Raw genomic sequence first — 15,376 nt, forward strand, 5'->3', positions numbered from 1 at the left:
GATTGACCATAAAAAAGGGCGACTTAGGTCGCCCTTTTTGTGTCTGAGATTTGATGGCCAGGATGGCTTCCGTCCATGAGTTCTTGTGTAGGCGTGTTTGCAGGTCGCTTATGATTTGGCTAGGGAAGGGCGGGGGGTTATGTCGAGCGAGCTGTGTGAGGGCTTGGGAGGTGGCTGCCGTGGGCTATGGTTATTACTTGGCCTGATGGAAGTTTGGAGGGGGCGACAAACTTTGCAAAGATAAGTCAATCCTTGGGCTGTTCAAAATCTATCGATCATGCTAAAACCTTTGAAGCGCTGATCTAGCTGCTTGAAAAAGAAGGGAAAAATATGACGAAATCGGAGTTGATCGAACGAATTGTCACCCATCAAGGGCTGCTCTCATCCAAGGATGTAGAGTTGGCCATCAAGACTATGCTTGAACAAATGTCCCAATGCCTGGCGACCGGTGATCGGATTGAGATTCGTGGTTTTGGCAGCTTCTCGTTGCATTACCGAGCCCCTCGAGTTGGCCGCAATCCCAAGACCGGTCAGTCAGTCAGTCTGGATGGAAAATTTGTTCCTCATTTCAAGCCGGGCAAAGAGCTACGGGATCGAGTAAATGAAGATGAGGAAGACGACATTTAATCCTTCGTGGAACAGGAGTTGCCGATGCGTAGCGTCAAACGTGCAGTGTTAGTCGTGTTTGCCCTGATGGTCATTTTCGGGATCGTGATATTTATCCTCGAAAACCAGCAGCCCACAGCACTGGTATTTTTGGGTTGGCACACTGCGCAACTTCCGCAATCACTGTTCTTTATCGGTGCTTTACTGGTTGGTATGGCTATCGGGCCTGCAATGGGTTTTGTGGCCTACAAGCGCAAAGCTGCCAGATTGAAGCGCAAGCTGTTGGTCGAGTCTTAAGGCTGCCTTTCTAGGTCTCTCATATGGATAGTGTGAGAGGCTTTTGTACGTCGACTGATATCCGAAAAGTAAGCGCCGCAATCTAGCGGGGCTTGTAATTTGGGATATTTCCTACAAGTTGCTAGCTTGCATTGTTTAGTGGATCTGGCAGAGTGCTCGACTCTCAGTACTTGGCGCGTACTCGTGCGCTCATTGATATTTACGTCGGATGTTAAAAATCGATAATTTCGAGTCTGTTCAGGGTTTTTGCTGTTCGATTTTTCATTTTTGTTCTGAGGCTTCCTTCGGTTTCAATCTGCAGTGCTTATGTTTCATTAGGGTATCGTCTGATTAGGTGATGCTGCTCATCTTGTCAAAGTTGTATTTTATTCAGGATAAACGTTACGACTGTAGTTCTGCATGTTGTGGCTGTATAGCGGCCGGTTCCCTATTTTCAGACAAGTATCTACGGTATTCCCATCTGAAATTCTGAGTAAGCCGATATATCGATCGGGCTTAACGGTCGGTGTGCAAGGTGCTTCTCCTTCCTGGTCCTCCAGCCAATTCATATGATTGGTGTCATACATTGCATATGGGTGGCCATAGCTGTCTTTAAATTAGCAGCAGCTTGTATCGGTGAGGATAAATCCCTTGAGGCTCAATTTGCGCACATTGCCCTGGAATCGACGGGCATTCTGGGCTCCCTGTGTCCGTGGGCTTGTCTTCTGGATCGTGCTAGCTCTCCTTCTAGAAGGGCGTAAGCACAGGTTGCCATGCGCTCGTCTGGTTGTGCGCCAGTGGTCGCATAGTCAATTCCCTGAGGGCCATGCTGGGTAACAATGTGCTCTGTCCAGGCTTCTGGGCATATGGAATACCTGTCGCCGTGATACAAAAATACGACCTGTGAGGTGGTTTTGTTGAAATGGAGGGGGAGCGCTGTATCATTCGCCCAGGCGTGTATGTTTTGGACGATTGCTCTGCCCATGCGAACCAGAAAAGTGTGCTCAACTTCGTTTCGGGAGTAGGGACATGACCTGAGCAAGTAAGTAAGTTTGGTGGATTGTGAGTGACGAGCAAAACAGATATTAGCTAAAAAGTTACCGGGTCTGGACAGACCGCACAATAGATAGATTTCGGGCTAATGGCCCTGCTGCGATTCAACGCTCGTAGCGATAATGAGAACTCAACTGCTGCCATTGGCACATGCGCTGCACGATGGTAAACACGGAAGAACCTATTAATGAATCACCCATGCACATGACAAGCAGCGCAGCAACCCAGGACCCGGCTGCATCCCGATCCGGCGACTGGTATCTGGTGCAATGCAAGCCAAGACAGGACGAGCGGGCAGAGGAGAACCTTCTGCGCCAGGGCTATAAGTGCTCACGTCCGGCCTGCCGCCGCGAGCGACTGCTGCGCGGCCAGATGCAACACGTCCAGGAGTCCCTCTTTCCTGGCTATCTTTTTATCCACATGCCTCAAGGTGCCAACTGGGCTCCGTTGCGATCTACACGCGGCGTAGCACGGGTTGTGGCCTTTGGCGGCCGTCCCCTGGCAGTCAGTCATGAGTTAGTAACTCAATTACAAGACCGTGCAGACAGTCACATCATCACCGCGTTCAAGCCCGGTGAAAAAGTCACCATCCTTGATCAAGGCTTTGCAGGTATTGAGTCCATATTCATGACTATGGACGGCGAAGAACGAGTTATTTTGCTTATCAACTTAATGAACCGGCAGCAACAAATCAGTTTGCCGTTGGCGAGTATTAGCAATCATTGAGTAAAACCCTGGCCACAGCCGGGGCAAAGACAACAAAGCGCGTTCTCAGGAAATTGACGGTGAATCCTGGGGCGGTAGCGTGTTTGTTTCAGACAGAATTCAGTCATCGCCTATCCAAGTTACAGGCGATGCACCCTACAAGTTAAGGAAGTGCTTTAACCATGACCTCCCTCAAACGTAAAGGCATCATCCTCGCTGGCGGTTCAGGTACGCGCCTGCATCCACTTACGTTGGGTGTGTCAAAGCAGATGCTGCCGATCTACGACAAACCAATGATCTTCTATCCGCTGTCAGTACTGATGCTGGCGGGCATGCAAGAAATTCTGATTATCTCAACACCCGAAGACTTGCCGTGCTTCAAGAAATTGCTGGGTGACGGTAGTCAGTACGGTATTGAGTTGAGCTACGCGGAACAGCCGAGTCCCGATGGATTGGCGCAAGCCTTTATCATTGGTGAAGAGTTTATTGGTAAAGCCCCGGTCTGCCTGATCCTCGGTGACAATATTTTTTATGGTCAGAATTTTTCTGGGAACCTGCGTGCGGCCATGTCCCAAGAAAAGGGCGCCACGGTATTTGGCTACCATGTGTCGGACCCGGAGCGTTTTGGTGTCGTTGAGTTTGATGGCACCGGCCGTGCGTTAAGCATTGAAGAAAAGCCTGCGAAGCCAAAATCAAACTACGCCGTGACGGGGTTATATTTCTACGACAATCAGGTTGTTGAAATTGCAAAAAATATCAAGCCATCTTCGCGAGGTGAGCTTGAAATCACCGATGTCAATCGCGCTTATCTTGAGCAAAACACGCTGACGGTTGAAATACTGGGACGTGGTTTTGCATGGCTGGATACCGGTACTCATGAGTCTCTGCTGGAGGCCAGTCATTTTGTGCACACCATCGAGCAGCGTCAGGGTTTGAAAGTAGCTTGCCTAGAGGAGATTGCTTTTAATAAGGAGTGGATAACCCCTGAGATGTTGGAAATACAGGGGAAAAGACTCGAAAAGACAGGGTATGGGCAGTATCTGTTGAATATGCTCTTGGAAGCTAAACAGAAATGAAAATTACGAGAACCAATATTCCGGATGTGCTGGTCATAGAGCCAGTTGTATTTAAGGATTCGCGGGGCTGGTTTATGGAAACCTTCAACGAAAGAGACTTTTTTGAAAGCTTGAGGTCTCTGAATATTCCCGCCCCCAAATCGTTTGTACAAGACAATCAATCATGCTCAAAAAAAGGTGTCCTCAGGGGATTGCATTATCAAACTGCCCCATATGCCCAAGGGAAGCTTGTGCGAGTTGTGCAAGGTTCAGTGTTTGATGTTGCCGTTGATATTCGTGAAACTTCATCAACATATCTAGAATGGGTCGGTGTTGAGTTAAGTAGCTGTAACAAGAAAATGTTGTGGATTCCTGAAGGCTTTGCACATGGTTTCTTGGCGTTGGAAGATGAAACGCATTTATTATATAAGACAACTGATTATTATAATCCGGGTTCAGAGCGTTCGTTGCGATGGGATGATGAGGCTTTTAAAATAAATTGGCCTTTTATGGAGAGTTTTATTATTAATCAAAAGGATCAAGAGGCCCAAAAGTATCTTGTGAGTAATGGGGGTTAATAGTACTCGTGAGTTGAATAGGCTTCCGGCCAGATATTAGGCGGCAACGGAAGCGGTTCGTTTGTATTTGTGCGGGCTCGACAATAGCTTGCTGGTTAATAAATACAACTCAGTTTTTTGTGGTTTGGAATGTTTGACCGGGAGTGCCTTTGACAAAGCTGAGAGCTGGTATTCATTTTGCGTCGGCAACGCTCATCAAGACTGTCGCAGGTTTGATTGTTATAAAACTCCTTGCTGTACAGCTTGGACCTGATGGGTTCGGTCAGTTAAGCCAGTTGATGACGCTTGTTGCAATTACAAGTATGTTCGCGGGTGGAGGCGTGGCTAACGGCTTGACCAAGGCCTTGGCGAAAACGCCGATAACAACAGTTGAAGGGGCCTCCTGGTTTGCAACGGCGTTCACAATATCCACCATTGCTGCACTTCTAGTAGCTATCGGTCTTGTGGTGCTGTCTGAATTTTTCCTTGATCGATTAATGCTGGGTGGTTTTGCTGCCATTTTCGTTTTTTTGGCCATTGGCCAAGTTGTTGTTGGTTATGGAAATCTTGCGCAATCTGAAGCCAGTAGTCGTGGTGAAACGGGATTTTATGCGAAGGTGAATATAGTAGGAACTGTCATCGGGGTAACGGTACTTTATTTTGCGGTTACCTACTTTGGGTTTCCTGGGGCTGCTTATTCAATAGCAATTATGCCTTCTTTTTTGGGGCTCGTGGCGCTGGCGCTCTTCTTCAAGCGAGTGGATGTGTTTCAATATCTAAAGTGCTCGTTAGAGTCGTACAAAGTAAAGTGGTTGTTATCATTTTCAGTTGTGACTTTTGTTGGGGCGCTGTCAATACCTCTCGCCCAAATCATTATTCGTGATGTTATGGCGCAGCAATTTGGATGGTCGCAGGTGGGGCTGTGGCAGGGTGTTGTAAAGTTATCCGATGTATATATGCAGTTTGTGGGTGTTGTCCTTGCAAACTATGCGTTACCTCGCTGTGCTGCCGCGAAAACGGACAGAGAGTCGGGGAAAGAAGTAGCAAGTATTGTATTTTGGCTTGTTATCGCCTTGATGGCCGGGTTTTTTGTACTTTATTTCATAAAGGACATTGTTATTAGGTTGGTTTTTTCTGGCGAGTTTTTGGGTATGTCGGATTATTTCATTCCGCAAATGGCAGGCGATATATTCAGGACCGTTGCTGCGGGGATTTCCTATGCTCTCATGGCGCGGGGAATAATAAAAATTTCGATACTTTTTGAGTTGCTTCAGGGGCTTCTTTTAGTCGTTATTTTTTATTGTTTTATCGGTCAGTTTGCGGCTATGGCGCCTGCTTATGCTCATGTGGCCACCTATGGTTTACTTGCAGTGATTATGTCTGTGATTTTTTGGTTTGAACTCAGAAGAGAGGCCCAGTGAATATTTTATTGTTGTGCACGAAATTTTCCATGGATGAAAATGATCCTTGGCTGACTAACGAGCTAGCCGGATCATTGCAGCGTGCTGGCAATAAAGTATCAGTGGTTTGTCTGGACTGGTCGGGGAGTCTTGGTAGCAAAAAAAGCACGTTTTATATCACGTCGTCGGGCACTGAAGTATTTATCGAGAAACCGGTGGCTGTATTTTCTCGATTTCCTCTACTGTCCAAGCTGTTTAAGTGGGGGGGGTCATCTTGCGTAGCCTCCTTACTGGTTTCTAAGTTAGAAAAGAAAAATAGCTATGATTTAGTTATATGCTTCTCACCATTAGTAACTATGTCGCTTCCTGCCATTTGGTTGGCAGGGCTGATGAAGAAAAAGTCCTTGCTTATTCAGTGGGACTTTTTTCCTTATCATCAACGCCAGATTGGCATGATGCCGTCCGGTTTGATATTTAATGTGGCAAGGAAAGTGGAAGGTTTCCTTGTTAGTCGCTTCAAATATATAGGATGTATGTCTCCCGCTAACATTTCCTATTTGCGATCACACTATCCTATTCGTCAAGAACAGACGGTTTTTACGCTGCCTATTTGGGGCGCTGCTAGTCAATTACCTAAAAGTGATCGTTCTTTGGTGCGAGAGAAATACGGGCTTCCCAATGACCAACCGATTATTGTTTTTGGTGGACAGTTAGTGCAAGGAAGAGGTATCGAAGATATTTTGGAAACTGCCAGGCTGGCAAAAATTCAATCCTGCCCAGCTACTTTCTTGATTATAGGCAGTGGGTTATTAGAGTGCCTGGTGGATGATTATATTTCCCAAGAAAATTCCAACGTGGTAAGACTCGCACATGTGCCACGCCAAGAATATCTAGAAATTATTGCGACTTGCGACTTGTCCCTGGTGTGTACCGTGCGGGATGTCGATGTGCCGAGCTACCCATCAAAAACTATCGATTACTTGAGAGTTGGACTTCCAATAGTCGCTTCAGTGGAAAAAACAACAGACTATGGCGAACATATTGCCGCACTGGGTGTAGGTGTTTACACCGAGGCGGGTAAACCTGAAGAACTTTTGCGTGTAATTGATGAGTTGCTGAAAGATCCAGCACGTATGGCGGCGATGAAGGCCCAAGGTCCAATCTGCTTTAGGGAGAATTTTGAAGTCGATAGTGTTGTATCAAATGCTTTAAAAGTTATTTCTGCAAAATAATTGGCATAGTGGGTGTTGAATGCAGATTAACTTTGAAAGGATTCAGTATTTGCCTTTGATTTGCGGATTAGGGTATTTGTTCTTGACCGTAGCTCTTTTTTTTGAAGGCGTATTTGACTGGCCAGTGGACAACGGAAGTGTGCTGTTAGTTTTTTTGATTGTTAGTTTTTTTGCTATTGGTCTTGGTTTTTTTATCGGTGTAGTAAAGAAAGGTTCAGGCAGAGAATTGAGTTCCTGGAGGACTTTTTATCGAGTTGGTGCTATTGCCAGTATTGTATTGGTTTTCCCGGCAACATGGGTATACACGGGGAAATGGCCTTGGGAAATCTTCAGTGTTTTGAAAAATCAAGGGCTTGCTTATGAAGATATGTTGGTGGCACTTGAAGCTGATGAATCAGGTATTAGAGGCTATCTGGCGATAGTGAAGGCTATTTTTGCCCCTTTTGTGTTTTGCGTAATTCCCTTTGCAATTTTGAAATGGAAAGAACTCCAAAAGCTAGATGTTCTGTTACTGATTACTCATATTGGTGCCATTCTCGTTTTTTCGCTTATGCGTGGAACAGACCGCGAGACGGGGGACTTGTTGGTTTATGTGATGATGGCGTCGATTGTTGTTGTCGCTCGACTAGCCGTTAAATATGGCCGATTTCCATTCAAGATTTCTCGCGTTGTCGCTATCTTGTTCTTATTAAGTGCAGTTTTTATCTTTACGCTTACGCTCTTTATCGAGCGTAAGGAGTCAAGGATGGGAGGGGCAGAAAGCTTTTGTATTGCGAAAGGTGTTGTTTGTTCAGAACGCGACGCGAGAGAAACAGAGCTTTTTAAAGGAAGTGCATTCGCTTTCGAAATGCTTACAGCTTATGTTTCTCAGGGTTACTATGGTCTTTCCCTAGCGCTTAAGGAAGATTTTACTTCAACGTATGGCTTGGGGCACTCATCTTTTATTATGAGTGCGTACACAAAATACTTTGATGACTCGATATATAAGAGAAGTTATCTTTACAAGGTTAGTCAGGCTGGTTGGAATGACAAAGCTCAGTGGTCGAGCATGTTTCCATGGATTGCCAACGATGTTGGCTTTCCTTCGATTCCTGTATTAATGGTTGTCTTCGGGTTTTTCTGGGGTAGTTCTTGGAAGAGTGCTGTTGTATACAACAGCGATGTCGGTACTTTGGTTTTTTTATTTCTGTCCTTGGCTGTTTTTTATATGCCGGCAAATAACCAATTAACACAAGCGCTGGATTCATATTATGCGTTTTTGTTTTGGTTCTTTATCTGGTTGTTTACGTCCAAGAATAAAGGCATAGAAAATTAACAATTTTTGCAAGTGAGGTCATTATGTTTAAAGGTAGAACGCTTCTAATTACAGGCGGTACGGGATCTTTTGGAAATGCGGTACTTAAAAAGTTTTTATCTACCGATATTAGAGAAATCCGGATTTTCAGCCGTGATGAAAAAAAACAAGATGATATGCGCAAGCATTATAATAATGCCAAGTTAAAATTTTATATTGGCGATGTTCGCGATTATCAAAGTGTGCTTAATGCTACCCGGGGAGTTGATTATATATTCCATGCTGCGGCACTGAAACAAGTACCATCATGCGAGTTTCATCCGATGGAGGCAGTCAAGACAAACGTCATAGGCACTGACAATGTGCTGGAAGCTGCCATCCAGAATGAAGTTAAGCGTGTAGTTTGTCTTAGCACGGATAAAGCGGTGTATCCCATCAATGCCATGGGTATTTCCAAGGCTATGATGGAAAAAGTGATGGTTGCCAAGTCACGAAATGTCGATGAAAGCAAAACGGTCATTTGTGGTACGCGCTACGGGAATGTCATGGCCTCCCGAGGTTCAGTCATTCCGCTCTTTATTGAACAAGTTCGAGCGGGAAAGCCACTGTCAATTACCGATCCGAACATGACCCGCTTCATGATGACTTTGGCGGATGCAGTTGATCTTGTTTTGTACGCATTCGAGCACGGTAACAACGGTGACTTGTTTGTTCAGAAGGCACCGGCAGCAACGGTAGAAATCTTGGCTCGTGCTTTGGTTACTATGATGGGCTTGCCAGAGCATCCTATACAGGTCATTGGCACTCGCCATGGTGAAAAATTATTTGAAGCGCTTCTGAGTCGAGAGGAAATGGCGTGCGCTGAAGACCGTGGACAGTACTTCCGAGTGCCGCCAGATTTGCGTGACCTGAACTACAGCAAATATGTTGAGCAAGGCGAAGAAAAAATATCCAGAATGGAAGATTACAACTCTCACAATACCGAACGACTTGATGTGGATGGCATGCAGCGGTTGCTTTTAAAGCTATCATTCATGCAGGCCATCCAGCGTGGCGAACACGTCACGCCTGAGGAGTAAGCCGTGAAAGTTCTTATCACAGGGGCGAATGGTTTTGTTGCACAAAATTTATATGTCCAGCTGCGCGAACGCAAGGATATAGAGATTTTGCGATTCTCTCGTGAGGACAGTTTGTTGTCACTGCAGGAAATGCTCTTGCAAGCGGATTTTGTGTTTCATCTTGCAGGTGTTAACCGACCTGAAAATCCAAAAGATTATACATCTGGCAATGTGGACCTTACACAGGCCGTGTGTGATGGAATCGTTGCAAGCGGCAGGAAGATACCCGTTCTATATACTTCTTCAAGTCAGGCCGTATTACAGAATGACTACGGCATAAGTAAGTTGGCGGCTGAAAAAGCGCTTATGGATTTTTCCGCTAAGCGGAATATACCAGTGTATCTATTTCGCTTGCCTAATGTGTTCGGCAAGTGGGCTCGACCGAATTACAATTCTGCGGTAGCCACTTTTTGCCATAATATAGCGCGCAATCAACCCATTCAGATCAATAATCCTGATGCGGTTATTACACTGGTCTATATTGATGATGTCATTGCTCATTTCATTTCCGTTATGGATGGGGCAGTGCAGGTCACTCCGTTTGTCGCGGTCGAACCTACTTATTCGGTAACGGTCGGGCAGTTGGCAGAGCAGCTCGCTGCATTTCGCGATAGCCGCCATAACTTGATAACGGAGGCGGTAGGGACAGGGCTGACACGCGCACTTTATTCCACGTATCTCAGCTATATACCTCCTGAACGATTTACCTATGAGGTTCCAAAATATGGGGATGCTCGTGGCGTATTCGTTGAAATGCTGAAGACCCGTGACGCGGGTCAATTTTCTTATTTTACGGCTCACCCAGGGATCACGCGAGGCGGACATTACCATCACTCAAAGACTGAGAAGTTTTTGGTCATCAAGGGTAATGCCTGTTTTCGTTTTCGGCATGTTGTATCAGGCGAGTTTTACGAGTTGTTCACTTCGGGTGAGAAGCCAGAAATTGTTGAAACTGTTCCTGGCTGGACCCACGATATCACCAATATTGGCAGCGATGAAATGATGGTCATGCTTTGGGCTAATGAAATATTTGATCGTGAGCACCCTGATACCTACACAATGCCTGTTGGTATCAAAGCCTAATTTATATTTTAATCAGAGTCTGTCATGAAAAAATTGAAAGTAGTTACTGTTGTCGGTACACGTCCTGAAATTATACGCTTGTCAAGGGTGATGGCTGCATTGGACGCGAGCTGTGAACACATACTGGTTCATACAGGTCAAAACTACGATTATGAACTCAATCAGATTTTTTTTGATGACCTCGGCATCCGTAAGCCAGATTATTTTTTAAACGCAGCAGGTAGTACAGGTGCCGAAACTATCGGGAATGTCATCATTGCCGTTGATCGTGTTCTTGCTGAAGTAGAGCCTGAAGCATTACTCGTTTTGGGCGATACCAATAGTTGTATGGCTGTGATTCCAGCAAAGCGTCGCAAAATTCCTACGTTCCATATGGAAGCGGGTAATCGTTGTTTCGATATGCGCGTCCCTGAAGAAATCAATCGCCGCATAGTCGATCACACGGCAGATATCAACCTGACCTACAGCACGATTGCACGTGACTATTTGCTCCGTGAAGGTCTGTCGCCAGATATGGTAATAAAGACCGGAAGTCCAATGTTCGAAGTGCTCAACTACTATCGTTCAGGTATCGATGCCTCTGACGTACTTAAACGATTGGGACTTGAGGCAGGCAAATTTTTTGTTGTCAGTGCGCACCGCGAAGAAAATATCGACTCCGATAAAAATTTTTTGAAGCTGGTTGATGTCTTGAACACAGTTGCCGAGCATTATGGGTATCCGGTGATTGTGTCAACTCATCCACGGACGCAAAAACGTGTTGATGCCATGGGCGTTACATTTCACGAAAATGTGCGTTTGCTTAAACCGTTGGGTTTCAAAGACTACAACAAACTGCAACTTGACTCGAAAGCGGCTTTGTCCGACAGCGGCACTATTAATGAAGAGTCATCAATTCTCAATTTTCCGGCGCTGAACTTGCGTGAAGCTCATGAGCGCCCAGAGGGTATGGAAGAAGCCGCAGTCATGATGGTGGGCTTGGAGGTTGAGCGAGTGATGCAAGCACTGGAGTTGCTGGACAGCCAGCAGCGTGGCGCGGATCGGTCGTTTCGCCTGGTAGAGGATTACAGCATGCCAAATGTCGCCGACAAAATTGTTCGTATCATTCACAGCTATCGCGACTATGTCATGCGTGTGGTCTGGAAAAGGTATTAAGTTAATGGGAGTCCGTGTTTTACTGTTGACTCAATGGTTTGATCCCGAACCCACATTCAAAGGGCTTGTGTTTGCAAGGGCGTTGGTCAAACAAGGGTTTGAAGTCGAGGTGGTAACGGGATTTCCTAATTACCCAGGTGGCAAAATATACCCAGGATTTAAGCTTAAATTGTTTCAAAAGGAAATTATTGACGGCGTTAAAGTAACCAGGCTTCCTTTATATCCCAGCCATGGGCAAAGCGGGGTAGGTCGAGTTGCTAATTATGTGAGTTTCGCGGCAGCCAGTCTTTTTTATGGTGTTTTCTTCGCGAAACGGCCTAGTGTTATTTATGCGTACCATCCACCGTTGACAGTGGGTATCGCGGCCTCGATTATCCGTTTCTTTAGACGTGTGCCTGTACTGTACGATATTCAGGACATGTGGCCGGATACACTCAAGGCCACCGGCATGTTTTCCAATGAGAAACTGCTAGGTGTTGTGTCTCGAGTTTGTGATTGGGTGTATGGGCATGTCGATAAGCTGGTTGTGCTTTCTCCAGGGTTTAAAAAAACATTAATTCAACGGGGAGTTCCGGAAGAGAAGATTGAAGTTATTTATAATTGGTGTGCTGAAGAACAAATCACCACGAGTGCCGAGCCCAATTATTCTTTTTCTGATCACTCAAATTTCCGCATCCTCTTTGCTGGGAATATGGGCAAAGCTCAAGCATTGGATGTTGTTTTGGATGCGGCGTACACCTTGCAATCACGTAACAGGCCAGTTGAATTCATATTTCTCGGTGGGGGGATTGAAGTTGACGCACTAAAACGAATGGCTGTTGAAAAGTCACTCAAAAACGTTACCTTCTTACCTGCTGTTCCCATGGCTGAAGTCGGAGGGTATCTGAAAGCTGCAGATGCCCTCTTGGTGCACCTTAAAAAAGATCCGTTGTTCAAAATCACGATCCCTTCCAAAACGCAAGCTTACATGGCGGTTGGCAGACCATTATTAATGGCTGTCGATGGTGATGCTGCTGATCTTGTGAGGGAGAGTGGCTGTGGAGTGGTTGTCGAGTCCGAAAATGTAGACTCACTTGTCTCGGGTGTGGAAAAGCTGTTGGATTCCACTGCTGAAGAACTCGCGCTGATGTCTAAACAAGGGCGTGATTTTTATCGCAAACACTTATCGCTTGATCAAGGGATCTTGAAATTTTCGAGGGCTTTTAACCTTCTTGCGAAAAAATAGAACATTGTTCTTGATCGTCATATTGATGGCTGAGAGTTGGACAGGGTGCAGGTGAGGTTTATGGTTAAGCGTTTATTTGACGTTGTTGTTTCTTTGGTTGCATTGATTTTATTGTCCCCCGTCCTGCTGTTGGTTACCTGGTTAGTCAGGCGGAATCTTGGATCCCCGGTTCTTTTTCGTCAGGTACGTCCAGGTATGCATGGCAAACTGTTCGAAATGATTAAGTTCAGAACCATGCGGGATGCATTTGATCATTCAGGAAACCCGCTGCCTGATAGCGATCGAATGACAAGGTTGGGCAGTTTTTTACGTTCCAGCAGTCTTGATGAGTTGCCAGGGCTCTGGAACGTATTGAAAGGTGATATGAGTCTGGTGGGGCCCAGGCCTTTATTGGTTGAGTACCTCCCGCTTTATAGTCCTGAACAGGCACGACGTCATGATGTGAAGCCGGGTATTACTGGCTGGGCACAAGTTAATGGCCGTAATGCCATAAGCTGGGAGCAGAAGTTCCAATACGACATCTGGTATGTTGAAAACCGGTCATTTTGGTTGGATTGCAAGATCATTGCCTTGACTCTCAAAAAAGTGTTTGTGCGTGAAGGTATTAGCGCTGAGGGGGAGGTAACCATGTCAAAATTTTTGGGTGAAAAGCCTCCAGTAAAATTCGCAATTCTAGGGGCTGGAGGTCACTCGAGAGTGGTTGCCGATACAGCCGAATGCTGCGGCTGGACAGATATAGAGTTTTTTGATGACTGCTGGCCTTCGACTAAATTTTCGGGCCATTGGCCGGTTGTCGGCGATACTCAAACGCTCTTGGCACGCTTCAAGGAATTTGACGGCGTCATCGTTGCTATCGGTAATAATCAAGTTCGACGTTTAAAAATGGATGAACTCAGCAAGAGCGGTATTGTTTGTAACTCTTTGGTCCATCCATCGGCAACGATCAGTCGATACGCTACTCTTGGGGAGGGGGTCGTGGCTTTTGCAGGGGTTGTTGTTAATGCCGGTGTTAAGATTGGCGATGGAGTCATTCTGAGCACGGCCTGCAGTATTGATCATGATTGTGTTTTGGATGACTGTGTTCATGTAAGCCCTGGCGCGAGAATTGCGGGGGCTGTCCAGGTTGGACATATGAGCTGGATTGGAATTGGTGCCTGCGTCAGACAAGAAATCAGGATCGGTGCCAAGGTCACGGTGGGTGCCGGCGCCGTAGTGATTAATAATATTGCCGATGGTCTGACCGTTGTTGGTGTTCCTGCCAAAGCTTTGTCTAAACAATAATCGCCTGGATGTGTTCTTTTTTATCAGGCTTATGTCATCCCGGACGTGCTCGGGCTGACTTTCGCAATATTCAAATTATGGGAACTGAATTGTGTTGAATACCCCATTTTCTCCTTGGCCTTCTTTCACGGAAGAAGAAGCCGATGCCGCACGTGATGTCATCTTGTCAAACAAGGTCAACTACTGGACAGGTCAGGAAACGCGATCTTTTGAAAAAGAGTTCGCCGAGTGGTCGGGCACTGACTATGCCGTTGCCCTGGCTAATGGCACCGTGGCCCTTGATCTGGCGTTGAAAGCACTCGGAATTGGCGCCGGGGATGAGGTTATCGTAACGTCACGTACTTTCCTGGCGTCGGTTTCGAGCATTGTCAATGCTGGAGCGATCCCTGTTTTTGCTGACGTTGATCTGGACTCGCAGAACTTTTCAGCGCAAACCATCCAGGCGGTTTTGACTCCTCGCACTAAAGCTTTGATCTGTGTTCATTTGGCGGGATGGCCATGTGATATGGATCCGATCATGGCCTTGGCTAACGAGTATGGCCTGAAAGTGATCGAGGATTGTGCCCAGGCTCACGGTGCTCACTATAAAGGTCGTCCGGTCGGTTCTATTGGCCATATTGGTGCCTGGTCATTCTGTCAGGACAAGATTATGACCACTGGAGGCGAGGGCGGCATGGTCACCACCAATGATCGTCAGCTTTGGGCTGACATGTGGGCTTATAAAGACCATGGCAAGAGCTGGGAAGCCGTCTACGAGCGTGAGCACGCTCCAGGATTTCGCTGGCTGCATGAAAGTTTCGGTACCAATTGGCGGATGCTTGAAGTTCAGGCTGTCATCGGACGGATTCAGTTGCGTCGCATGCAGGACTGGCACCGCGCTCGCCTGAATAATGCCCAGTCCATCTGGAAAGCTGCCCGGCAGCTCCCGGCACTTCGCGTTCCCGTGTTGCCTGACGATGCGGTGCACGCAGCCTATAAATGTTATGTATTTGTTCGTCCTGATTGCCTCAAGTCTGATTGGTCCCGAGACCGGATTCTCAATGAAATTTCCGCGCGGGGAGTACCAGCTTTTGCTGGCTCATGCTCAGAGGTTTATCTGGAAAAAGCTTTCGACAATACTGACTGGCGTCCCGTGCAGCGTCTGGTTAATGCGAGAGAACTGGGTGAGACGAGTATGATGTTCATGGTTCATCCAACATTGACCGCGCAAGAAATCGCGTTGACCTGCAAAGTGATCAGCGAGGTTGTTCAGCTAGCTTCGTTGGTGTGAGGTGTAACCTTGCGGTGTTGGTTCGGAGTACCGGGCCGCAAAGTGCTGATGGTTTTTTAGAGCAGC

General features: G+C 46.5%; 13 protein-coding genes and 2 pseudogenes. All 15 read left to right on the forward strand.

Features of this window, described 5'->3' with window-relative positions:
* Positions 1-330: 330 nt before the first annotated feature.
* Positions 331-627 carry an integration host factor subunit beta gene (gene ihfB, locus VSQ83_RS07765; protein ID WP_003447108.1) on the forward strand — a complete coding sequence of 99 codons (297 nt, stop codon included), beginning with the start codon at positions 331-333 and terminating at the stop codon, positions 625-627.
* A gap of 24 nt (positions 628-651) precedes the next feature.
* Entirely contained in the window at positions 652-903 is a 252-nt protein-coding gene (locus tag VSQ83_RS07770; protein ID WP_326425925.1) for a LapA family protein, read from the forward strand.
* A 1,230-nt stretch (positions 904-2,133) separates the two neighbouring features.
* Positions 2,134-2,661, forward strand: a complete 528-nt coding sequence (rfaH, locus tag VSQ83_RS07775) for a transcription/translation regulatory transformer protein RfaH (RefSeq protein ID WP_133077107.1) — start codon at positions 2,134-2,136, stop codon at positions 2,659-2,661.
* Between the two features lie 161 nt (positions 2,662-2,822).
* The gene (gene rfbA, locus VSQ83_RS07780) at positions 2,823-3,716 is read left to right on the forward strand and encodes a glucose-1-phosphate thymidylyltransferase RfbA (protein WP_326425928.1); all 894 of its coding nucleotides are present in this window, start codon (positions 2,823-2,825) and stop codon (positions 3,714-3,716) included.
* Positions 3,713-4,273, forward strand: a complete 561-nt coding sequence (gene rfbC / locus VSQ83_RS07785; RefSeq protein WP_133077109.1) for a dTDP-4-dehydrorhamnose 3,5-epimerase — start codon at positions 3,713-3,715, stop codon at positions 4,271-4,273. Before rfbA ends, rfbC begins: the two co-directional genes overlap by 4 nt.
* A 143-nt stretch (positions 4,274-4,416) precedes the next feature.
* The gene (locus VSQ83_RS07790; RefSeq protein WP_326425930.1) at positions 4,417-5,673 is read left to right on the forward strand and encodes an O-antigen translocase; all 1,257 of its coding nucleotides are present in this window, start codon (positions 4,417-4,419) and stop codon (positions 5,671-5,673) included.
* A 29-nt stretch (positions 5,674-5,702) separates the two neighbouring features.
* Positions 5,703-6,884 (forward strand): glycosyltransferase family 4 protein, encoded by a 1,182-nt coding sequence (locus tag VSQ83_RS07795; RefSeq protein ID WP_326425932.1) that lies wholly within the window; start codon positions 5,703-5,705, stop codon positions 6,882-6,884.
* Positions 6,885-6,903: 19 nt separating this feature from the next.
* On the forward strand, positions 6,904-8,199 hold the full coding sequence (locus tag VSQ83_RS07800) for a hypothetical protein (RefSeq protein WP_326425934.1): 1,296 nt from the start codon (positions 6,904-6,906) through the stop codon (positions 8,197-8,199).
* 23 nt (positions 8,200-8,222) lie between these two features.
* Positions 8,223-9,257 carry a polysaccharide biosynthesis protein gene (locus VSQ83_RS07805; protein WP_133077113.1) on the forward strand — a complete coding sequence of 345 codons (1,035 nt, stop codon included), beginning with the start codon at positions 8,223-8,225 and terminating at the stop codon, positions 9,255-9,257.
* 3 nt (positions 9,258-9,260) lie between these two features.
* Complete coding sequence (gene wbjC / locus VSQ83_RS07810) at positions 9,261-10,379, forward strand: UDP-2-acetamido-2,6-beta-L-arabino-hexul-4-ose reductase (protein ID WP_133077114.1); 1,119 nt, start codon at positions 9,261-9,263, stop codon at positions 10,377-10,379.
* A gap of 24 nt (positions 10,380-10,403) precedes the next feature.
* A complete protein-coding gene (wecB, locus tag VSQ83_RS07815) occupies positions 10,404-11,534 on the forward strand; it encodes a non-hydrolyzing UDP-N-acetylglucosamine 2-epimerase (protein WP_326398245.1) in 1,131 nt (376 codons plus the stop codon).
* 4 nt (positions 11,535-11,538) lie between these two features.
* On the forward strand, positions 11,539-12,759 hold the full coding sequence (locus VSQ83_RS07820) for a glycosyltransferase family 4 protein (protein ID WP_133077116.1): 1,221 nt from the start codon (positions 11,539-11,541) through the stop codon (positions 12,757-12,759).
* A 60-nt stretch (positions 12,760-12,819) separates the two neighbouring features.
* Positions 12,820-13,410 (forward strand): annotated as a pseudogene (locus tag VSQ83_RS07825) (sugar transferase); the annotation flags it as partial.
* A 21-nt stretch (positions 13,411-13,431) separates the two neighbouring features.
* Positions 13,432-14,040, forward strand: a pseudogene (locus VSQ83_RS07830) (acetyltransferase); the annotation flags it as partial.
* Positions 14,041-14,131: 91 nt separating this feature from the next.
* Positions 14,132-15,310, forward strand: coding sequence for a DegT/DnrJ/EryC1/StrS family aminotransferase (locus tag VSQ83_RS07835; RefSeq protein WP_133077118.1), 1,179 nt, complete (start codon positions 14,132-14,134; stop codon positions 15,308-15,310).
* Positions 15,311-15,376 lie beyond the last annotated feature (66 nt).

The sequence above is a fragment of the Pseudomonas sp. DSV-1 genome (assembly GCF_035830915.1).
Taxonomy (GTDB): domain Bacteria; phylum Pseudomonadota; class Gammaproteobacteria; order Pseudomonadales; family Pseudomonadaceae; genus Aquipseudomonas.

Bases quoted from the DNA above. Each gene is read 5' to 3' on its own strand.
- ihfB (WP_003447108.1), top strand. From the start codon at position 331: ATGACGAAATCGGAGTTGATCGAACGAATTGTCACCCATCAAGGGCTG.
- VSQ83_RS07770 (WP_326425925.1), top strand. From the start codon at position 652: ATGCGTAGCGTCAAACGTGCAGTGTTAGTCGTGTTTGCCCTGATGGTC.
- rfaH (WP_133077107.1), top strand. From the start codon at position 2,134: ATGCACATGACAAGCAGCGCAGCAACCCAGGACCCGGCTGCATCCCGA.
- rfbA (WP_326425928.1), top strand. From the start codon at position 2,823: ATGACCTCCCTCAAACGTAAAGGCATCATCCTCGCTGGCGGTTCAGGT.
- rfbC (WP_133077109.1), top strand. From the start codon at position 3,713: ATGAAAATTACGAGAACCAATATTCCGGATGTGCTGGTCATAGAGCCA.
- VSQ83_RS07795 (WP_326425932.1), top strand. From the start codon at position 5,703: ATGGATGAAAATGATCCTTGGCTGACTAACGAGCTAGCCGGATCATTG.
- VSQ83_RS07800 (WP_326425934.1), top strand. From the start codon at position 6,904: ATGCAGATTAACTTTGAAAGGATTCAGTATTTGCCTTTGATTTGCGGA.
- VSQ83_RS07805 (WP_133077113.1), top strand. From the start codon at position 8,223: ATGTTTAAAGGTAGAACGCTTCTAATTACAGGCGGTACGGGATCTTTT.
- wecB (WP_326398245.1), top strand. From the start codon at position 10,404: ATGAAAAAATTGAAAGTAGTTACTGTTGTCGGTACACGTCCTGAAATT.
- VSQ83_RS07820 (WP_133077116.1), top strand. From the start codon at position 11,539: ATGGGAGTCCGTGTTTTACTGTTGACTCAATGGTTTGATCCCGAACCC.